At 72.7% G+C, this 19,690-nt stretch carries 16 protein-coding genes and 1 tRNA gene; 13 read left to right on the top strand and 4 right to left on the bottom strand.

Annotated elements, in window-relative coordinates; all coding sequences use genetic code 11:
- Window positions 1-139: 139 nt before the first annotated feature.
- The gene (nhaA, locus tag ACIPEQ_RS06425; RefSeq protein ID WP_402714534.1) at window positions 140-1,318 is read right to left on the bottom strand and encodes a Na+/H+ antiporter NhaA; all 1,179 of its coding nucleotides are present in this window, start codon (window positions 1,316-1,318) and stop codon (window positions 140-142) included.
- Window positions 1,319-1,421: 103 nt separating this feature from the next.
- Here nhaA and ACIPEQ_RS06430 point away from each other — a divergent pair, with 103 nt between their 5' ends.
- The 8 genes from ACIPEQ_RS06430 (at window position 1,422) to ACIPEQ_RS06465 (ending at window position 9,747) form a co-directional block, all read left to right on the top strand.
- Entirely contained in the window at window positions 1,422-2,138 is a 717-nt protein-coding gene (locus ACIPEQ_RS06430; protein WP_402714535.1) for a MazG family protein, read from the top strand.
- Between the two features lie 280 nt (window positions 2,139-2,418).
- A complete protein-coding gene (gene hisS, locus ACIPEQ_RS06435) occupies window positions 2,419-3,663 on the top strand; it encodes a histidine--tRNA ligase (RefSeq protein WP_402714536.1) in 1,245 nt (414 codons plus the stop codon).
- Between the two features lie 98 nt (window positions 3,664-3,761).
- A complete protein-coding gene (gene eno / locus ACIPEQ_RS06440; RefSeq protein WP_058728084.1) occupies window positions 3,762-5,045 on the top strand; it encodes a phosphopyruvate hydratase in 1,284 nt (427 codons plus the stop codon).
- Window positions 5,046-5,365: 320 nt separating this feature from the next.
- Window positions 5,366-5,923 carry a septum formation initiator family protein gene (locus ACIPEQ_RS06445; RefSeq protein WP_402714537.1) on the top strand — a complete coding sequence of 186 codons (558 nt, stop codon included), beginning with the start codon at window positions 5,366-5,368 and terminating at the stop codon, window positions 5,921-5,923.
- Between the two features lie 66 nt (window positions 5,924-5,989).
- A complete protein-coding gene (locus ACIPEQ_RS06450; protein WP_402714538.1) occupies window positions 5,990-6,538 on the top strand; it encodes a DUF501 domain-containing protein in 549 nt (182 codons plus the stop codon).
- A 47-nt stretch (window positions 6,539-6,585) separates the two neighbouring features.
- On the top strand, window positions 6,586-8,061 hold the full coding sequence (locus tag ACIPEQ_RS06455) for an FAD-dependent oxidoreductase (protein ID WP_250367053.1): 1,476 nt from the start codon (window positions 6,586-6,588) through the stop codon (window positions 8,059-8,061).
- A gap of 80 nt (window positions 8,062-8,141) precedes the next feature.
- Window positions 8,142-8,218 (top strand) — tRNA-Leu (locus ACIPEQ_RS06460).
- Between the two features lie 200 nt (window positions 8,219-8,418).
- Window positions 8,419-9,747 (top strand): threonine/serine exporter family protein, encoded by a 1,329-nt coding sequence (locus tag ACIPEQ_RS06465; protein ID WP_126890963.1) that lies wholly within the window; start codon window positions 8,419-8,421, stop codon window positions 9,745-9,747.
- 241 nt (window positions 9,748-9,988) lie between these two features.
- Here ACIPEQ_RS06465 and ACIPEQ_RS06470 read toward each other — a convergent pair whose 3' ends face one another.
- Window positions 9,989-12,358 carry an Ig-like domain-containing protein gene (locus tag ACIPEQ_RS06470; protein WP_402714539.1) on the bottom strand — a complete coding sequence of 790 codons (2,370 nt, stop codon included), beginning with the start codon at window positions 12,356-12,358 and terminating at the stop codon, window positions 9,989-9,991.
- Window positions 12,359-12,607: 249 nt separating this feature from the next.
- On the opposite strand from ACIPEQ_RS06470, the gene ACIPEQ_RS06475 reads away from it, so the two are divergent.
- Both ACIPEQ_RS06475 and ACIPEQ_RS06480 read left to right on the top strand, forming a co-directional pair.
- Window positions 12,608-13,189: a LemA family protein gene (locus ACIPEQ_RS06475; RefSeq protein ID WP_402714540.1), complete on the top strand. Its 582-nt coding sequence runs from the start codon at window positions 12,608-12,610 to the stop codon at window positions 13,187-13,189.
- 23 nt (window positions 13,190-13,212) lie between these two features.
- Window positions 13,213-14,115, top strand: coding sequence for a M48 family metalloprotease (locus ACIPEQ_RS06480; protein ID WP_402714541.1), 903 nt, complete (start codon window positions 13,213-13,215; stop codon window positions 14,113-14,115).
- 283 nt (window positions 14,116-14,398) lie between these two features.
- Here ACIPEQ_RS06480 and ACIPEQ_RS06485 read toward each other — a convergent pair whose 3' ends face one another.
- Window positions 14,399-15,667 (bottom strand): winged helix-turn-helix domain-containing protein, encoded by a 1,269-nt coding sequence (locus ACIPEQ_RS06485; RefSeq protein ID WP_402714542.1) that lies wholly within the window; start codon window positions 15,665-15,667, stop codon window positions 14,399-14,401.
- Between the two features lie 93 nt (window positions 15,668-15,760).
- Here ACIPEQ_RS06485 and ACIPEQ_RS06490 point away from each other — a divergent pair, with 93 nt between their 5' ends.
- From ACIPEQ_RS06490 to ACIPEQ_RS06500, 3 genes are all read left to right on the top strand, one after another.
- Window positions 15,761-16,999, top strand: a complete 1,239-nt coding sequence (locus ACIPEQ_RS06490) for an AI-2E family transporter (RefSeq protein WP_402714543.1) — start codon at window positions 15,761-15,763, stop codon at window positions 16,997-16,999.
- 65 nt (window positions 17,000-17,064) lie between these two features.
- Window positions 17,065-18,324 carry a threonine ammonia-lyase gene (gene ilvA / locus ACIPEQ_RS06495; protein WP_402714544.1) on the top strand — a complete coding sequence of 420 codons (1,260 nt, stop codon included), beginning with the start codon at window positions 17,065-17,067 and terminating at the stop codon, window positions 18,322-18,324.
- Between the two features lie 111 nt (window positions 18,325-18,435).
- Window positions 18,436-18,927 carry a hypothetical protein gene (locus ACIPEQ_RS06500; protein WP_402714545.1) on the top strand — a complete coding sequence of 164 codons (492 nt, stop codon included), beginning with the start codon at window positions 18,436-18,438 and terminating at the stop codon, window positions 18,925-18,927.
- A gap of 220 nt (window positions 18,928-19,147) precedes the next feature.
- Here ACIPEQ_RS06500 and greA read toward each other — a convergent pair whose 3' ends face one another.
- Window positions 19,148-19,636: a transcription elongation factor GreA gene (greA, locus tag ACIPEQ_RS06505; protein ID WP_250367059.1), complete on the bottom strand. Its 489-nt coding sequence runs from the start codon at window positions 19,634-19,636 to the stop codon at window positions 19,148-19,150.
- Between the last annotated feature and the right edge of the window lie 54 nt (window positions 19,637-19,690).

Below are 19,690 nucleotides of genomic sequence, written 5' to 3' on the forward strand. Positions count from 1 at the left end.
GAAATGTACCTTGCGGGGGGGGGGGGGCGGGGGGGGGGGGGGGCGGGGCCGGGGGGGGGGGGGGGCCCCCGGGGGGGGGCCGCCCCCCCCCGGGGGGGGGGGGGGGGGGGGGCCCCGGGCCCCCCCCCCCCCCCGCCCGCTACTCGGTCGCCTCGGCCTCGGAGAGCTCGCGCCGCGCGCGGTACCGACGCGCACGCAGGCTGACGACGACGGCCGAGGCGAGGATCGCGATCCCGGAGCCGACGAGCACGGCCAGCACGCCCTCGTCGAGGATCTCCTCGTTCCGGGCGAACGCCAGCTCGTTCATGAGCAGCGAGACCGTGAAGCCGATCCCGCCGAGCACGCCGACCGTCACGATCGACCAGAACGACAGCGTCGACCGACCTGGCGCACGGAAGACCCGCGTCGCGACGGCACCGAACAGCGTGATGCCGATCACCTTGCCCACCGGCAGGGCGAGCACGACCGCCCAGAACGTGGGGGAGAGCTCACCGATGCCGACGGCGGGGATGACGACGGCGGCCGAGGCGAACGCGAACACCGGCAGGACGACCGCGTTCGACCACGGCTCGACGTTCTCGTGCAGGGTGTGCCCCGGACGACGCGGCAGCACGAGCCCGAGCGCGACGCCGGCGATGGTGGCGTGCACGCCCGAGTGGTACACGAGCCACCACGTGACGAGCCCGACGAGCACCATCGCGGCGATGACCCACACCTGACCGGTCCGGCCGGGGCGGAGCATCCGACCGAGCACGGCGAAGACCACGAGGGCGACGACCGCGCCACCGAGCGCGGTGAAGTCGGTGCCGTGCGCGAAGACGACGGCGATGATGACGATCGCGATGAGGTCGTCGAGCACCGCGAGTGCGAGCAGGAACACACGGATCGTCGACGGCAGCCCTCGGCCGAACATCGCCAGGACGCCGAGTGCGAACGCGATGTCCGTCGCCGTCGGGATCGGCCACCCGTGCTGGTACGGCGTGCCCGAGGTCACCAGGAGGAAGATCCCCGCCGGGACGAGCACACCGCCGACCGCCGCGATGGCCGGGATGACCGCCGTCTTCGGGTTCGACAGCTCACCGTCGAGGAGCTCCTGCTTCAGCTCGATCGCGACCAGCAGGAAGAACACCGCGAGCAGCCCGTCGCTGATCCAGTGCGAGACGGACAGGTCGAGGCCGACCGCCCCCCACGGCGAGTGCGCGTCGAGGGCCCGTTCGAGGCCGGGCCCCAGCGGCGAGTTCGCCACGATCAGGCCGAGCACGGCGGCGGTCAGGAGCGCGATCGCGCTGAAACGGGGGGAGCGGACGAGTGCCGACATGGATCTCCGACGGTGTGCGGGTACGGTAGGATGACCGTCGACCAGACTTCCCGACACACCAGGGGCAAGCCTACCGGCACGGCCTGCGTGCGAGCATGGCGCCATGACCGCCGTCACGGACCTCGTCGAAGTCGTCGACCGCCTGCTCGCCCCCGACGGCGGGTGCGTGTGGAACCGCGCGCAGACCCACGCCTCGCTCGCGCGCTACGCCGTCGAGGAGTCGTACGAGCTCGTCGACGCGATCGACGCCGGTGACGACGACGAACTGCGCGAGGAACTCGGCGACGTGCTCTACCAGGTCGTGCTGCACGCCGGACTGGCGGCGGCGGACGGGCGCTTCGACCTCGAGGACGTCGCCGCCGGTGCCCGGGACAAGATGGTCCGCCGGCACCCGCACGTGTTCGGCTCCGAACGGGCGGACACCGAGGCCGAGGTCGTCCGGGTGTGGCGGGCGGCGAAGGCTGCCGAGAAGGCCGCACGGACGAGTGTGCTCGACGGGGTCCCGCGGGCGATGCCGCCGCTCGAGCGCGCCGTGAAGCTGCTCGAACGCCTGGAGGAGCGTGGGGACGCCGCCACGGTCGTCGCCGCCGTCGTGCGCGCGCCTGAGCAGGAGGTCGCGGGGACGGACGGGTCGGCCGGCGCCGCGAGCGGGGCGGCGGACGTGGTGGATGCCGTGGATGCCGTGGACGCCGTGGACGAGCGGTGGGGCGCGGGGCTGCTCGCCGAGGTCGCGGCCGCGCGGGAGGCGGGGATCGACGTGGTGGCGAGCCTGCGGGCTGCGGTGGCCCGGTTGGAAGCCGAGGCGCGCGTCGGGGCGTGAGGCGGGCCTCCCGAACGAGGGATCGGGAAGGCTTCCGATCAGAGAAGCGGGCACCCTCCCAACCCGAAAAAGGAGGGTGCCCGCGAGCGGGACACGACGTGCCAGGGGGACACGTCGACAGGGACGCCCGCTCGAACCACGGGGCACCGTTGCAGCACACCGGCCCCGCGAACGACCTGGTGATCGGATCAGGAGACCACCAGGCCGAGGTTCTGCATCCAGAGTATCAGTAGGCCGGTCGGCGTGCAAGGACCTGCCCGGGTTCTGGCAGGATTGGCGCATGGCGACCACCGTGACGGCTCCCCGTGGCATGCGTGACTTCCTCCCGGCAGAGAAGGCCCGTCGCGAGCACGTCCTGGGCGTCGTCCGCGACGTCTACGCCCGGCACGGGTTCGACGAGATCGAGACCCCGGTCGTCGAGGACGCCGCACGCCTGCACTCGGGACTGGGTGGCGACAACGAGAAGCTCGCGTTCGCGGTCATGCGCCGCGGGCTCACGACGGAGGACCTGCAGCAGGCCGGTGCCCCGCTCGACCTCGCGGACCTCGGGCTCCGGTTCGACCTGACGGTCCCGCTCGCCCGCTTCTACGCGTCGCACCGTGCCGAGCTGCCGTCGGTGTTCCGCGCCGTCCAGATCGCGCCGGTCTGGCGCGCCGAGCGCCCGCAGAAGGGGCGCTACCGGCAGTTCGTGCAGTGCGACATCGACATCCTCGGCGAGCCGGGGCAGCTCGCGGAGATCGAGCTCATCCGCGCGACGACGGCGGCGCTCGACGCGCTCGGCATCGCGGACACCACCATCCGCATCAACGACCGACGGATCCTGCTGGCGCTGCTCGCGTCGTGGGGGATCACCGACCCCGGCGCAGCGGACCGAGCACTCATCACCGTCGACAAGCTCGACAAGATCGGGGCCGACGGCGTGGCCGCCGAGCTCCGCGAGACGATCGGCGCCGACCTGCCCGGGCTCGAGGACACCATCCGCGCGCTCGAGGCCGCAGACTGGGGTTCGGTCGAGGAAGCGCCGTGGCTGGATGCCGAGGCCTTCGCGGACCTGCTCCGGCTGCGCGAGGCCCTGCCGGGCGTCGACCTGCGCTTCGACCCGACGCTCGTGCGCGGCATGGGGTACTACACGGGGACGATCTTCGAGGTCGCCCACCCGGACTTCGGCTACAGCCTGGGCGGTGGCGGTCGCTACGACGGCATGATCGGACGCTTCCTCGGGCAGGACGTCCCCGCGGTCGGCTTCTCGCTCGGGTTCGAGCGGCTGGTCGACCTCGTCACGCTGCCGGAGTCGGCCGAGTCCGACGCGGTCGTGCTCCTGTACGACAAGGACGTCGACCCGGTCCGCCTCGCAGCACTCAAGTCCGAGGCGCTCGCGTCGCACCGCCGTGTGCGCCTCGAGCGTCGGCCGAAGAACACCAAGAACCTGCTCGCAGGTCTCGCCGAGCAGGGGTTCGCGGCCTTCGCGAGCGTCCGCGCCGACACCGAGAGCCTGGAGGGTGTCGAGTTCCGCCCGTTGGCGTGAACTCCTCCACACCCGACGTCATCCGCGGCGAGGCGTCCACCGTGCCTCGGTAGGATCGACCCGCTGTCCACCACAACCGAACTCGTAGGGAGTACCCCGTGGCCCAGATCGATGCCGTAGGCGCACGCGAAGTCCTCGATTCCCGAGGCAACCCGACGGTCGAGGTCGAGGTCCTCCTCGACGACGGCGTGGTCTCGCGCGCGCTCGTCCCGTCCGGTGCCTCCACCGGTGCGTTCGAGGCGTACGAGCTCCGCGACGGCGACGCGAACCGCTACGGCGGCAAGGGCGTCCTCAAGGCCGTCGACGCCGTCCTCGACGAGATCGGCCCGGCGCTCGAGGGCTTCGACGCCACCGACCAGCGTCTCGTCGACGCCGCGCTCATCGAGCTCGACGGCACCGAGAACAAGTCCCGTCTGGGCGCCAACGCGATCCTCGGCGCCTCGCTCGCCGTCGCCCGTGCCGCTGCCGACTCCGCCGACCTGCCGCTGTTCCGCTACCTCGGTGGCCCGAACGCGCACACGCTGCCCGTCCCGCTCATGAACGTCGTCAACGGTGGCGCGCACGCCGACACCAACGTCGACATCCAGGAGTTCTTCCTCGTGCCCTACGGCGCCGAGAGCTTCTCCGAGGCCCTGCGCTGGGGCGTCGAGACCTACCACGCCCTCAAGGGCGAGCTGAAGAAGCAGGGTCTCGCGACGGGCCTCGGCGACGAGGGCGGCTTCGCCCCCGAGCTCGCCTCGAACCGCGCCGCGCTCGACTTCCTGCTCGCCGCGATCGAGAAGGCCGGGTTCACCCCGGGCAAGGACATCGCGCTCGGCCTCGACGTCGCCGCGACCGAGTTCTTCCACGACGGCAAGTACGCGTTCGAGGGCAAGCAGCTCTCGAGCGAGGAGTTCACCGGGTACTTCTCGGACCTCGTCGCGAACTACCCGCTCGTCACCATCGAGGACGCCCTGGCCGAGGACGACTGGGAGGGCTGGAAGCACCTCACCGCCGAGCTCGGCTCGAAGCTCCAGCTCGTCGGCGACGACCTGTACGTCACGAACCCGAAGCGCCTGCAGCGGGGCATCGACGAGCAGGCCGGCAACTCGATCCTGGTCAAGGTGAACCAGATCGGCACGCTGACCGAGACCCTCGACGCCGTCTCCCTGGCGCACCGCCACGGCATGACCGCGATCCTGTCGCACCGCTCGGGCGAGACCGAGGACACCACCATCGCCGACATCGCGGTGGCCGTCGACGGTGGCCAGATCAAGACCGGCGCCCCGGCCCGTTCGGACCGCGTCGCGAAGTACAACCAGCTGCTCCGCATCGAGGAGGAACTGGGCGACGCCGCCGTCTACGCCGGCCGCACCGCGTTCCCCCGCGCCGCCGCGCTCTAGGTCGCACGCCGCACGGTCCGAAACGCCGTCCTCCTTGCGGGAGGGCGGCGTCTCGCCGTTCCCGGGCGCTCCCGTCGCCGGCGTCGAGCGGGCCCGATCTGTCACGCTCGACCTCGAGACCGACGGATCCCGCCCGCTCGGCGGACGTGAGCGGCATGTCCTGCCCGCTCGGCAGCCGGCCACCCAGGCGGCCCACCACCGGACGGGAGGCGCGTGGCGGCCGTGCGCCGCGCCTCCCGGCCGCTGGGAGGGTGCCGAGGGACGCGTGCCGGTCCGCGTGCCGGGTCACGTGAGCGACCGGGGCCGGTTATCGTCGAGCCGTGCCCAGCCAGAAGCCCCGCGTCCGCCGCATCCCCGTGGCCGTGCCGGAGTCCGGCGCGCACGAGCAGCCCTGGTACCGGTCCATCCGGTTCTCGGGCTTCAGCCTGCTCATGCTGGCGATCATCGTGCTGTTCGTCGTCGTGCTCGCACCGTCGCTGCGCACCCTGATCCAGCAGCAGGAGCAGATCGCGCAGCAGCAGCGCGAGGTGGCGGCGCAGAAGGCGGACGTCAGCCAGAAGAAGCAGGACGTCGCGCGATGGGACGACCCGGCCTACATCGAGGCGCAGGCCCGCGACCGGCTGCTGTACGTGTACCCGGGCGAGGAGAGCTACCTCGTGATGGGGGCGGAGCAGGCGAAGGGGTCCGACCGGACCGAGACCGACTCGGGCAGCCCGGTCAGCTCGACGGTGCAGACGCCCAAGGTCGACTGGGTGCAGGCGATGCTCTCCAGCGTGCTGCAGTCCGGCCTGACCGAGAAGACCACCGAGCAGCTCGTGGCGCCCGACGTCTCCGGCACCGGGGACCCGACCGGCGCTGCCACCGGCGACGGCAAGTAGGACCGCGGAAAGCAGCGTCGTCACGGAGTAGGACGGCGAGCGGGACTCGGGTAGGCTCACGTGCCCGTGACGACCCCTCCCTTCGACCCGCCGTCCGACCGCGACATCCAGGTCGTCTCGGCGCAGCTCGGGCGACCGGCCCGCGACGTCGTCGGGATCGCGGCACGGTGCGTGTGCGGCAACCCCACCGTCGTGTCGACGAAGCCCCGACTCGCGAACGGCACCCCGTTCCCGACGTTCTACTACCTGTGCCACCCCGCCGCCACCGCGGCCGTGAGCACGCTCGAGGCGAACCACGTCATGCCCGAGCTCGCCGCCCTGCTCGAGGACGAGACCGTCGCGGCGCAGTACCGCGCGGCCCACGAGTCCTACCTGGCGGACCGCGAGTCGATCGAGCACGTCGACGAGATCGACGGCATCAGCGCCGGTGGCATGCCCACCCGCGTGAAGTGCCTGCACGCCCTCGTCGGCCACGCCCTCGCTGCCGGACCCGGCGTCAACCCCATCGGCGAACTCGCGCTCGAGCGCGTGGACTGGTCGCCCTCCCGGTGTGAGTGCCGGGCGTATGATGGCATCGCAGACGCTGGAGTCGGGGCGGGTGGCGGCGAAGTCTGACCAGCCTCCCGGCAAGCAACCACCCCACTCCAAGGAGATCATCCCCCGTGCCCAAGATCCTCGTCGTCGGCGGCGGCTACGCCGGTTTCTACACCGCCTGGAAGCTCGAGAAGCACCTGCGTCAGGGTGAAGCCGAGGTCACCATGGTGGACCCGCTCCCGTACATGACGTACCAGCCGTTCCTGCCCGAGGTCGCCGCCGGTTCGATCGAGCCGCGCCACGCGATCGTCTCGCACCGTCGTCACCTGAAGAAGACCCGCGTCGTCACGGCCAAGGTCACCAAGGTCGACCACGCCACGAAGACCGCGACGATCACCCCGGCCGAGGGCGAGGCGTGGGAGGAGTCCTACGACCAGATCGTCATGACCGCCGGCGCCGTCTCGCGCACCTTCCCGATCCCGGGCGTCGCGGACGAGGCCATCGGCCTGAAGACCATCGAGGAGGCCGCGGCGATCCGCGACAAGATCCTCACGAACTTCCACAAGGCGGCGAACCTGCCGGCCGGTCCCGAGCGTGACCGCCTGCTCACCGTCGTCGTGGTCGGCGGTGGCTTCGCGGGCATCGAGGTGTTCGCCGAGCTCCGCTCCTTCGCATCGGACCTGCTGAAGAGCTTCCCGCAGCTGTCCTTCGACGACACGCACTTCCACCTGGTCGAGGCGATGGGCCGCATCATGCCCGAGGTGTCGCTCGAGACCTCGCACTGGGTGCTCGAGAACCTCGCGTCGCGCGGGGCCACGGTGCACCTCGAGACGCAGCTGGCCTCGGCCGAGGGCGGCGTCTGCCAGCTCAAGGCCAAGGACGAGTCGATCCAGACGATCGAGTCCGACCTGATCATCTGGACCGCCGGCGTCATGGCGAACCCGATGGTGAAGGGCACCGACTTCCCGCTCGAGCAGCGCGGCCGCATCCGCGTGCAGCCCGACCTCCGCGTGGTCGACGACAACGGCGTGATCGCCGACGCGTGGGCCTGCGGCGACGTCGCGGCCGTGCCGGACCTGACCGGTGGCGGTGTCGGCGGCTTCTGCGTGCCGAACGCCCAGCACGCCGTGCGCCAGGCGAAGCAGCTCGCGAAGAACCTGGTCGCGGTCATCCGCGGCGAGGCGACGAACGACTACAAGCACGAGAACCTCGGCGCCGTCGCGGGCCTCGGTCTCGGCACCGGTGTGTTCCAGTCCGGCAAGTTCGCCATGAAGGGCTTCCTGGCCTGGGGTGCCCACCGCGGGTACCACGGTCTGGCGATGCCGTCGTGGGAGCGCAAGTGGCGCGTCATCGGCGACTGGGTCGGTGGCTTCTTCCTGGGCCGTGACATCGCGTCGCTCGACGACCGCGAGACCCCGCGTGCCGCGTTCGAGGCCTTCGCATCGCGTCCGAAGCCCGCTGCCGCCGAGGAGCCGAAGGCCGTCGCCGCCCCGGCTCCCGCGGAGGGCCAGCCGGCCGACGCCGCCGGCCCCGCGTACGCCACCCCGGCCGAGGACGTCTCGAAGGACGCCGAGCCCGTCGCGGCTCCGGCGGACGCCAAGTAGCACCCGGCACCAGACGACCGACGGCCGTCGCCCCCGCGTGGGGCGGCGGCCGTCGTCGCATCGGTAGGCTGTTCCGGCCCGCCCCCGTGGCCCAATCGGTAGAGGCATGCGACTTAAAATCGCCGAGTTGTGGGTTCGAGTCCCACCGGGGGTACCACGAGACCCGGGTCCGCCGCCGCGAGACTCGGGTCGGCCGCCGCGAGACTCGGGTCGGCTGCGCCGAGACTCGGCCTGGGCGACGATCCTCGGGCCGCGATCCGCGAGTCCTGTCGCTCGGCCCGAGACTCGGGACCAGCGCCACAGCCGGGCCAGCGCCGCGGCCGGGGCGAGCGCCGCGGCGGCGTACCATCGAGTCCCGTGGTCGGACTCGGAAGCGCCCTCGCGAACCTGCGCAACGCACTCAACCGACCCGAGGCACACGTCGAGGTCGTCGACGGTGAGACGGTCCCCACCGGCATGCTGCTCGGCACCCTCGGGGCCCTGCTGCTCGACGCCGGCAGCTCCGTGACCGACGTCCGCTCCGCGCTCGAGAAGGCCCGGGACGCCGCGGGGGTCGGACCGACGCTCGCCGTGGGGGTCCTGCCCGCGCTCGTCATGGTCAGCGAGGTCGCCACCGGCGCCGCCACGATCGTGAACGCCGAGGGCGTGGAGCTCTCCTCCCGCCAGGCAGCGCGCGCGAACCGACTGGTGCTCGGTCTCGAGCGCGGGTCGATCGCCCTCGCCGAGATCCCCGCCCGCGTGCGCGCCATCCGTGCAGGCACCGTGCCACCGCCGGCGTTGCCCTGGATCACCGGCAACGCGCTGACCTCGGTCGGCCTGGCCGTCGTGTTCCGCTGCCCCTGGTGGGCGATCGTGCTCGCGCTCGTCGTCGGTGCGCTCGTCGGCGTGCTCAGCCTGGTGCTCCGCCGGTTCCGCGAGGCCGTCGCGATCATCCCGTTCCTCGCCGCGTTCATGTCGACGAGCGTCGTCGGCCTCGTCGCCGCCGGCACCGGCTTCGACCACGTGCCCCTGTTCGCCGTCTGCGCACCGGTGGCGGTGTTCGTGCCCGGTGCGCTCATCACGAACGCGCTGCTCGAGCTCACCGCCGCCGACATCGTGACCGGCGCCTCGCGGCTCGTCCAGGGGCTCATCACGCTCGGCTTCATGGCCGCGGGCATCGCCGCCGGCAGCGCGCTGACCGGGCTGCGGGTGGACCCGTCGTCGGCGGCGCTCGTCGGCGAGGTGGCCGGCGTCGGGACCCTCCGGGGTGGCTGGGAGGCCGTCCCGTCCTACTGGGTGTCCTGGGTCGCGGTGGCCGGCCTGGCCGTCGGTCTCGGGCTGGTGTTCCGCTCCGGGTGGCGGCTGACCGTCGTGTCCGTCGCCGTCATGATGAGCGCCTACGCCGTCGTGAGCGGCACGACGCCCGTCTGGGGCAGCGTCGTCGCGACCGGTGCTGCGGCCGCGCTGCTGTTCGTCGCGACCCGCCTGCTCGAGCGGCTCGTGCCGGTGATCCCGGCGACGGTGTCGTTCTTCCCGGCGTTCCTGCTCCTCGTGCCCGGCACCGTGGGGCTCGTCGCGGTCACCACCTTCGACCCGGTCGCGCTCGGCGTCCCACTGGCGACGTTCGTGAGCCTGTGCATCGGGACGAAGATCGGCGGCCTGCTGCCCGGCCTGTTCCGGCGGAACGCCCCGCACCGCACCACCTGACGCGGGTGGGTACCTGACGGACGGGAGGCTCGTGGCGGTCCGCGCTCGCGCCTCCCGTCCGGTGCGTGGGCCGGGAGGCGCGTGGCGGCTGTGCCACGTGCCTCCGGTCCGGTCGATGCGGGCCGGGAGGTGCGTGGCGGCCGTGCCGCATGCCTCCTGTCCGGTGCGTGCGAGCCGACGTGGCGGTCGGACCCGGTGCCTCCTGTCCGACGGGCGACGGGCGACGGTGCTGCCGTGGCCGTCAGCTGCGCGACGCGGTCGTGCGCGAGCCGCGCACCCAGACCCAGCAGCAGGCGACCGCGAGGGCGCTCAGGCCGGCGGCGACCGCGGTCTCCGTCGGGGAGGGAACGGTAGGTGCTGCCCCGCCCGTGGCGAGCGCCGCCAGTGCCACCGCGCCGGCCGTGAGCGCGACCCAGCGCGCACGCGCCTCGGTGGCGAGCGCCGCACCCGCCGAGCCGCGGAACGGCAGGAGCGTGACGACGAGCGCGCCGACGGCCCCGACGCACAGCGTGGTCGCGAACTCGGCCGTCAGCGTCGTCCAGAACCCGGAAGCGTCGACGAGCGAGTGCAGGACCCAGCCGGTCGCGGCGACGCAGAGCAGTGCGATCGAGCGCGCCGTGGCGCTCCGGACACCGCGGGCAGCGCTCGTCCCCAGACGCAGGGCGGCGGTGTCGGCGCCGGGACGTCCGACAGGCACGAGCACCGCTCCCACGACCAGAGCGGGGGAGAGGTCGGCGACCCGGGTCAGGGCGCACCCCACGGCGGCGGCGAGCACGAGCCACGGCGAGACCCGGAAGCCGACGGCCGCGCGGTCCCGGCCGGCAGCCCAACGGGAGGCCAGGACGACGACGCCCGTGGTGACGGCCGACCCGAGCAGCACTCCGAGCGCCAGGCGGACGTAGCGGGCCTCGAGCGAGACACCGACGCCGAGCAGCGTCGTCACGACGACGATCCCGACGCCCACGGCCGCCGCGGCCCAGGTCGGCATGACCTCGTCGCCGAGCCGTCGGTCCGTCCGGGAGCGGTTGCGGCCGAGCAGGGCGACGAACGGGTTGCGGAGGCGACCGCGTGCGGCGGCCCCGACCAGGGCGAGCGGGACGGCGACGAGCAGGAGGAACCCTGCCGCGATCCCGGTGGCGAGCAGCACGGTGCCCCAGGAGAACGACGCCTGGACGGTGCGGACTCCGCGGTCGTACGCGGTGCTGGCGGTCCAGTCGCCGGCAGGTCCGGACCAGTCGGGCCTCCCGGATGCGGTACCGGTACCGGTACCGGTACCGGTACCGGTGCTCCCCGTCGAGCCGGTCGTCCCGCCGCCCGTGGAGCCGTCACCCGGACCACCACCGGCGGCGCCGCTCGCATCAGGGGTCCGGTCCGCGCTCGGCGCGCCGGACGCCGTGGTCGCTCCGCCTGGGGCGCCGGAGGCGTTCGCGCTCGGTCCGTCGGTCGGCGCGGCGGTCGGGCCGGACAGGACGATGCGGACCGCCGTCGAGGACGGCGAGGAGTTGCCGGCCGCGTCCTGCTGCATGGCGCTCACGCTCCGGGTACCGGCACGGGCGGCTGCGCCCGTCGTCGTGCACGCCCACCGGCCGTCCGCCCCGACCTCGGCACGGCACACCGGTGAGCGGTCGAGGTACACCGTGAGGACCGCGCCGGGCTCACCGGTCCCGCGCACGGTGAACGGCTGCGAGCGCACGCGCTCGTCGGACCCCGGCGCCGTGACGACCGGCGCTGCCGGGGCGGTCCGGTCGACCACGATCGTCCGCGGGGCGGACGGGGCGCTCCGCAGGTCCGAGCGGAAGCCGCTCGCGGTGCTCGCGGTCTGGGCTGCGGACACCGTCACGCGGCCGTCCCGGGTGTCGCCGGGCAGCGTGACCGTCCAGTGGCCGCTGGCGTCCACGCGCGCGGTGCGGTCCGCCGGGGAGCCGGCGACCGACACGGCCACGGTGGCTCCCGGGAGACCGGTGCCGGACAGGGGACCGGACGTCGGTCGGTCCGTCGTGACGGCCGGCGGGACCACGACGTCGGACGCCGGCGCGCGCGAGGACCCGAGCGTGGTGTCCGTCTCGTCGGTCACCGTGAAGACCTGCTGCGGACCCGAGCGCACGGTGGCGATGCACGCCCACGAGCCGTCCGACGCGACCGCTGTCGCGCATCCGGTCGAGCCGGTGGTCGCCGGACCGGAGACGCGCACCTGGTGCCCGGGGGTGCCGCTGCCGTGGAACCGGACGGTGGCGGTCGTGACGTCACCGGGATCGGCGATGGTCGGGCGGACGGCGGGACGGTCCGTCGGGGACGGCGAGGGGGAGCCGGTGTCCGGTGGCAGCGTGCCGAACTGGGGGAAGGGCGTCGGGGACGCCGTCCGGGCCCCGGGGTCCTGCTGCGGCTCGGTGGTCGCCGTGGAGGCGGGCGGCTCGGTGGTCGCCGTGGGGGCGGGCGGCGCGACGGCCGCCGCGGAGGCGGGTGGTGCGGCGAGCAGGACCGCTCCGGCCGTCATGACGATCGCCAGCGCCGCGGTCAGCAGTCCGCTCCGCGATCGGGGTCGACCGACGGGACCGCCGCCTCCGACCGTCCTCGTCTGCACGTTGTCCCCGAGCGTGTCCACCACCTCCATCACACGTGATGATCGCGCTCGGGTCAATCCACCACCCGGATGATGTGTCCCGCGACGTGTACCCGCACCCACGCTCCGGTGGAGGTCGCCGGACGGCTGGTGTACGCCACTCGGGAATCACCCGTGAACCACACTGTGGGAACGGGTCGGCCCGGTGCGCCTCGGTACACTCGTGGACGGTCGTTCCACGGCCACGCACCGGTCGCAGTCCCACCGCGCCGGACCCGACGCGCAAAGGAGTACGCCCAGATGGACACCGGACTCGTCACGACGCTGATCGTCGTCGGAGTGGTGGTGGTCCTGCTCGTCGTGATCGGGATCTACCTCTGGGTGACCTACAACTCGCTCGTCACGCTGAAGCTGCGCGTGGACGAGGCGTGGAGCGACATCACGGTGCAGTTGAAGCGCCGCGCAGACCTCATCCCCACGATCGTCGACACGGTGAAGGGGTACGCCGCGCACGAGAAGTCCGTCTTCGAGTCGGTGACGCGTGCCCGGGCCGAGACCCTCGGCGCCGATGACGCCTCGAGCGCCTCCGTGGCCGAGGGACACATGCAGAAGGCCCTGAAGAGCGTGTTCGCCGTCGCCGAGGGCTACCCGCAGCTGCAGTCGAGCCAGAACTTCCTGCAGCTGCAGTCGGAGCTCGTCGACACCGAGGACAAGATCCAGGCCGCACGACGCTTCTACAACGGTGGCGTGCGTGAGCTCAACACGAAGATCCGGGTCTTCCCGAACTCGACGTTCGCGAAGAGCAAGGGCTTCACCGAGGCGACGTTCTTCGAGACCGCCGAGCCCGCGGCGATCGCCGAACCGCCGCGCGTCCAGTTCTGACCTCGACGAGGGCGGCCTGACCCGTGTACAGCGCCATCGCGCGGAACAAGCGCAACACCGTCGTCATCATCCTGGTCTTCCTGCTCATCGTCGGGGCACTCGGGTTCCTGGGCGGCTACCTCGCGGGCAACGTCTCGGTCGGCGTCATCGTCCTCCTGGTCGCACTCGGGTACGCGCTGCTCCAGTACTTCGTGGCCGGACGACAGGCCACGGCCATCGCGGGCGGCATCGAGATCGACCGGAACACGGAACCGCGGCTCTGGCGGACGGTCGAGAACCTGGCGATCACCAACGGCATGCCGATGCCACGAGTGTTCGTCATCGAGGACCCGGCGCCCAACGCCTTCGCCACCGGTCGTGACCCGGAGCACGCCATCGTCGCGGCGACGACCGGGCTGCTGGCGATCATGGACGACAGCGAACTGCAGGGCGTGATGGCCCACGAGCTCGGTCACGTCAAGAACTACGACATCCGCGTCTCGACGATCGTCTTCGGCCTGGTCGTCGCGGTCGGGTTCCTGGCGGACGTGCTCCTGCGCATCTCGATCTTCAGCGGGTTGAGCGGTCGCGGACGGAACAACGACAACGGCGGCGGTGGCGGCAACCCGATCCTCATCATCGCGGGGCTCGTCGCGGTGCTCGTCGCCCCGATCGCGGCCGCCGCGGTGCAGGCCGCCGTCTCCCGGCAGCGCGAGTACCTCGCCGACGCCACGGGCGCGCTGACGACGCGGTACCCCGAGGGGCTCGCGCGCGCGCTCGAGAAGCTCGAGGCGTACGGCCGACCGACGCGCACGCAGAACTCGTCGATGGCGCACCTGTGGATCGCCGACCCGATGCGCCCGGGTGTGATGGACCGGCTGTTCTCGACGCACCCGCCGCTGCCCGACCGGGTCGCTCGACTCCGGGGGAGCCTCGACCGGTTCTGACACCGCGGTCGTCGAGACGCCGGCGTGTGCGTGTCCCGGTCTCGCACGGATGCGCTGGCGAGACGCCGGTGTTTGCGCGAGACGGCCTCGCACCGTCGAGACGCCCTCGGAAGTCGCGGCGTCTCGACGGAGCCCCGGCGTCTCGCGGAAGCCGCGGCGTCTCGACGAAGCCCCGGCGTCTCGCGGAAGTCACGGCGTTTCGCGCGGGCCGAGCCGGGGCGTGCCGAGCCGCGCCGGGGCCGGACGGGCGGGGCGGACCCACGCCGTGCCTCCCGGCCGGTGGTCAGGCGACCGCGTCGTCCCCGGGAGCGGCCTCGGCAGCGTCGGCGTCGTCCGCGGCCTCGTGCGGGACGAGCGCGACCCCGAGCGCCGCGGCGACCGCGCGGGCGGCGGTGCCCCGGTCGGTGACCTCGACGCCGTCGAGGCCCTGCCACGCGGCCGCCCGCCGCAGCGTCGCGGCGAGGCGCTCCGCGTCGAGCTGCTCACCCGGCTCCTGCCAGGCGGTCCGGACCCGGAGGACCCCGCGCTGCCGGTCGCTCTTCAGGTCGACGCGCCCGGTCAGGCGGTCGTCCTGCAGGACGGGCAGCACGTAGTAGCCGAACACGCGCTTCGGCGCCGGTGTGTAGATCTCGATCCGGTAGTGGAAGTCGTACATGCGCTCCGCTCGGCGCCGGAACCAGACGACCGGGTCGAACGGGCTGAGCACCGCGTCGGCGGCGACGTGCCGCGGGACCCGGGCATCGGCGTGCAGCCAAGCGGGGTCCCGCCAGCCCTCCACCCGGACCGGCACGAGCTCGCCGCGTTCCTCGAGCTCCGTGATCGCGGCGGCGGTGTCGTCCGCGCGCAGGCGGAAGTAGTCGGCGAGGTCCGCGCGGGTCCCGACGCCGAACGCGCGCGCGGCGCGTCCGACCAGCTCGGTGACGGCGGTGTGCCGGTCGGGAGCGCCCTCGAGGGTGCCCGCCGGCAACACCTGGTCGGGCAGGGCGTACACGCGCTCGAACCCGGCGCGTCCGGCGCTGACGACCTCGCCCCAGCGGAACATCTGCTCGAGACCCGCCTTCACGTCACTCCACCCCCACCACGGCCCGCGGCGGACGTTCGCCTCGTGCTCGACCGCGCTCGCGGGCAGGGGACCCTCGGCGGCGAGCAGGGCGCGGAGCTCGCGGCGGACGCTCGCCGTGCGTTCGACGCCGGCTATCCGGTTCGGCCGGGCGTCGCGTTCGCGGTACGCGTCCATCCGCCAGCGGAAGAGCGGGAGGTCGGCCCGCGGCAGGAACGCGGCCTCGTGCGCCCAGTACTCGGCGTACGGGCCGGAGCGGCGCATGGTCAGGCGGTCCAGCGCGGACTTGTCGTAGGAACCGAGGCGGGCGAAGAGGGGCAGGTAGTGGCTGCGCTCGAAGACGTTGACGGAGTCGATCTGCAGCAGCCCGAGTCGGCCGATCGTGCTCGTCAGCGTGCGGGTGCCCACGGCGTCGCGAGCGGGTGCACCGAAGCCCTGGGCCGCGAGGGTGACACGGCGCGCCTCGGCGGCGGAGAGCGTGGACCTGACCATGGCACGACGCTACCGATCGGCGCCGACACCGACGTCCGACGGACGTATGCCGCATCTGGAACACGCTCCGGTGCCCGTCGGTACACTCGCCGCATGGCCTGGGGAAAGAAGACGCATCCGGATCCCGTCGTCGAGCAGGTCGTGCCGACCGGCATGCGGATCGCGGGCGCGTGGTCGTGGCGAGTGCTGGTCGTCATCGGTGTCGTCGCCGTGTTCATCTACCTCGTCACGCTCTTCAGCGAGGTCCTCATCCCGTTCCTCATCGGGATCGTCGTCGCCGCCCTGCTCGTGCCGCTGTCCAACTGGATGCAGCGGCACCACGTGCCGAAGTGGATCGCCGTCGTGGTCAGCCTGGTCGGGGGCCTCGCAGCCGTCGGCGGGCTCATCTGGCTCGTCGTCGACCAGATCGCGGCGTCGTACCCCTCGCTCCGCGACCGGACGCTCTCGCAGTACGACACCATCCGCGAGTTCGTCCTGAACTCCGGGCTCGGCATCAGCCAGTCCGACCTCAACAACTACCTGAACCAGGCGACCGACTGGCTGTCGAGCAACTCCGGCTCGATCCTGTCCGGGGTGGCGAGCGCTGGTTCGTCGCTGACGCACCTGCTCACCGGGCTCTTCGTCGTCATCTTCACGGTGATCTTCCTGCTCATCGACGGTAAGAACGTCTGGCGCTGGACCGTCCGGCTGTTCCCGAAGAACGCCCGCGCAGCCATCGACGGCGCGGGTGTCGCCGGGTGGACGACACTGACGAGCTTCATCCGCGTGCAGATCTTCGTGGCCTTCGTCGACGCGGTCGGCATCGGCATCGGCGCCGCTGCACTGCAGCTCCCGCTCGTCATCCCGATCGCGGTGTTCGTCTTCCTCGGCGCGTTCATCCCGGTCGTCGGCGCCATCGTGACGGGCTTCCTCGCGGTGTTCATCGCGCTCATCTTCAACGGCTGGGTCGCGGCGCTCGTCATGCTCGGCGTGATCCTCGTCGTGCAGCAGGTCGAGGGGCACATCCTGCAGCCCCTCGTCATGGGCAGTGCCGTCAAGGTGCACCCGCTCGCCGTCGTGCTCGGCGTGACCGCGGCGTCCGGGCTCGCGGGCATCGCCGGCGCGTTCTTCGCCGTGCCGCTGATCGCGACCGTGAACTCGATGGTCACGACGATCGCCAGCGGCCGGTGGAAGGGGCTCGACTCCGACCACGTGCTCGAGGCGAAGCAGCGTGACCACCACGCGAGCGTCGAGGCCAAGAAGCGTCGCCGCTGGCGGAAGCACCACCCCGACGGCGTCCCCGCGCCGGGCAGCGACGAGCAGCCCACCGCCGCGAAGGGGACCGCGGGCTGAGCGGGCGCTCACCGAAGGACCGTCACGAGTTCGCCGTGGACGCCCTGACGGACGATGATGGGACCGTGACCGACACCTCCGTGCCCCAGCAGCAGACCGCGGCGTTCCCCTCGCTGGCGGACATCGAGGCCGCGCAGCAGACCATCGCGGGCGTCGCGCGCGTCACGCCGATGGAGACGTCGCAGTTCCTCGCCGAGCTGCTCGGCTCACCGGTGCACCTGAAGTGCGAGAACCTGCAGCGCACCGGCGCCTACAAGGTGCGGGGCGCCTACAACCGGCTCGCCGCGCTCAGCCCCGAGCAGCGTGCGGCCGGTGTCGTCGCCGCGAGCGCCGGCAACCACGCGCAGGGCGTGGCCCTGGCCGCCCGTGAGCTCGGCATCCCGGCCACGATCTTCACGCCGGTCGGAGTCGCGCTGCCGAAGCTCCAGGCGACACGGCACTACGGCGCCGACGTGGTGCTGCGCGGCCACTCCGTGGAGGAAGCACTGAGCGCCGCCAAGGACTTCGCCGCCCACACCGGCGCGGTGTTCATCCCACCCTTCGACCACCCGGACGTCATCGCCGGCCAGGGCACGCTCGGGCTCGAGATCATCGACCAGGTGCCCGACGTCGACACGGTGGTCGTGCCGATCGGCGGCGGCGGGGTCATCTCCGGCATCGCCCTCGCGGTGAAGGGCATGTCCGAGCGCCTGGGGCGCCCGATCCGGGTGATCGGCGTGCAGGCGGAGAACGCCGCCGCCTACCCGTCCTCGATCACCGCCGGCCAGCCGGTGACGATCACGACGAAGCCGACGATCTCGGACGGCATCGCCGTCGCCCGACCCGGCGACCTGAACTTCCCGATCATCCGCGACCTGGTCGACGACATCGTCACCGTGTCGGACGACGACACCGCCCGCGCCCTGCTCGTGCTGCTCGAGCGGGCGAAGCTCGTGGTCGAGGCAGCCGGTGCCGTCGGCGTCGCAGCGATCATGTCCGGCGCCGTCCGCGACACCGGCCGCACGGTCGTGCTGCTGAGCGGCGGCAACATCGACCCGCTGATGATGGAGCGCATCATCACCCGCGGGCTCGTCGCCGCGTCGCGCTACATCGGCATCCGCATCATGCTGCCGGACCGCCCCGGCCAGCTCGCCCGCGTCGCACAGGTCATCTCGGACGCCGGCGCCAACGTCGTCGAGGTGCTGCACACCCGGCACGGGCAGGGCCTGGTGATCAACGAGGTCGCCCTGGACCTGTCGATCGAGGCCCGCGGCCCGGAACACGCGCAGGAGGTCATGAAGCGCCTCCACGAGGTCGGCTTCCGTCCGGAGCTGCTCGAGCACTGATCCGCCGCGCTGCACGCGTCGGTGTCAGCGCTGCGCACGGGACGGCCGTCCAGGCGTCAGGGTCGCGTGAGCGACGCCGCGGACGGCCGGGAGGCGCGTGATGCTCCCGTCATGACCCTCACGTCGATCCTGCCCTCGCTCCGCGCCTCGCTGCCCGATCCGCTCGACCCGACGGTCTGGCCCGCCGGCACCGAAGCCACGCTCGACGACGTCTGGGTCCGCGCGGTGTCGATGCAGCGCCTGGCCGCGGTGGCCGGGACGCCGTGCGTGCACACCGCGGAGCAGGCACCGCCGCGGTACCGCCCACGCGACTGGCACCCCGCCGACGTCTGCGTGACTGTCGCGACCGTCACGCGGGTCCGGCGACCGTGGGGCGTGGTGTTCGTCGAGCTCGACGCGGTCGTTCCCGACTGCGCCGTGCTGACCGCGGTGCGGCTGATCGGTCGGCGCAGTGTCGCTCCCGTGGCTGAGGTGACGCTCACGACGAACACGACCGGGACGGCCGGGCACGAGGTGCTGCTGCCGGGCGACGTCGCCGTCGGGGACCTCGTGTGCTTCCCGTGCGTCCGGTCGCTCGCGCACCGCGACGTCGTGGCGCACTGAACGGCGCCGAGCGCCCGGTGCGGCGCCGTGCTCGCGGCGCCGTGCTCGCGGCGCCGTGCTCGCGGCGCCGTGCGCGCGGCCGGCATCGTGGGCGTAGTCCGGCCGTCGCACAACGAAGAGCAGCTCGCGCCACGTGGTTCCGTGGTGCGAGCTGCTCCTGGTTGTGCACGGGCACGTCGCGCCGCGCGCCGTCACGCCGTCACGCCGCGCGGCCGGCCGCCTACGGCTGGTAGCGCTCGACCTTCGTCACCTTGGCGCTGATCTCCTTGCCGTTCGGCGCGGTGTAGGTCGTCTCGTCGCCCGCACGGAGCCCGAGGATCGCGGCACCGACCGGGCTGACCGGGCTGTACACGGTCAGGTCGGATCCCTCGGCGACGATCTCGCGGTTGCCCACGAGGAACGTCGACTCGTCGCCGGCGATGACCGCGGTCACGACGGTGCCCGGCTCGACGGTGCCGTCGAAGTCCGCCTCGCCCACGGTGGCGTGCTTGAGCAGTTCGGTGAGCTGGCGGATGCGGGCCTCGATCTTGCCCTGCTCGTCCTTCGCGGCGTGGTAGCCGCCGTTCTCCTTGAGGTCGCCCTCTTCACGCGCCGCCTCGATGCGGTCCGCGATCTCCTTGCGGGCCGGGCCCGACAGCTGCGCGAGCTCGGCCGTGAGACGGTCGTGCGCCTCCTGGGTCAGCCAGGTGGTCTGCGTGTCGTTGCTCATCGGTCTCCCTTTCGACAAAGGACGAGACCGGCCGGTGTGGCCGGTCTCGTCCGC

The sequence above is a fragment of the Curtobacterium sp. NPDC087080 genome, from assembly GCF_044745105.1.
Classification (GTDB): Bacteria; Actinomycetota; Actinomycetes; order Actinomycetales; family Microbacteriaceae; genus Curtobacterium.

Bases quoted from the DNA above. Each gene is read 5' to 3' on its own strand.
- nhaA (WP_402714534.1), bottom strand. From the start codon at position 1,318: ATGTCGGCACTCGTCCGCTCCCCCCGTTTCAGCGCGATCGCGCTCCTG.
- ACIPEQ_RS06430 (WP_402714535.1), top strand. From the start codon at position 1,422: ATGACCGCCGTCACGGACCTCGTCGAAGTCGTCGACCGCCTGCTCGCC.
- hisS (WP_402714536.1), top strand. From the start codon at position 2,419: ATGGCGACCACCGTGACGGCTCCCCGTGGCATGCGTGACTTCCTCCCG.
- ACIPEQ_RS06470 (WP_402714539.1), bottom strand. From the start codon at position 12,358: ATGGAGGTGGTGGACACGCTCGGGGACAACGTGCAGACGAGGACGGTC.
- ACIPEQ_RS06475 (WP_402714540.1), top strand. From the start codon at position 12,608: ATGGACACCGGACTCGTCACGACGCTGATCGTCGTCGGAGTGGTGGTG.
- ACIPEQ_RS06485 (WP_402714542.1), bottom strand. From the start codon at position 15,667: ATGGTCAGGTCCACGCTCTCCGCCGCCGAGGCGCGCCGTGTCACCCTC.
- ACIPEQ_RS06490 (WP_402714543.1), top strand. From the start codon at position 15,761: ATGGCCTGGGGAAAGAAGACGCATCCGGATCCCGTCGTCGAGCAGGTC.
- ACIPEQ_RS06500 (WP_402714545.1), top strand. From the start codon at position 18,436: ATGACCCTCACGTCGATCCTGCCCTCGCTCCGCGCCTCGCTGCCCGAT.
- greA (WP_250367059.1), bottom strand. From the start codon at position 19,636: ATGAGCAACGACACGCAGACCACCTGGCTGACCCAGGAGGCGCACGAC.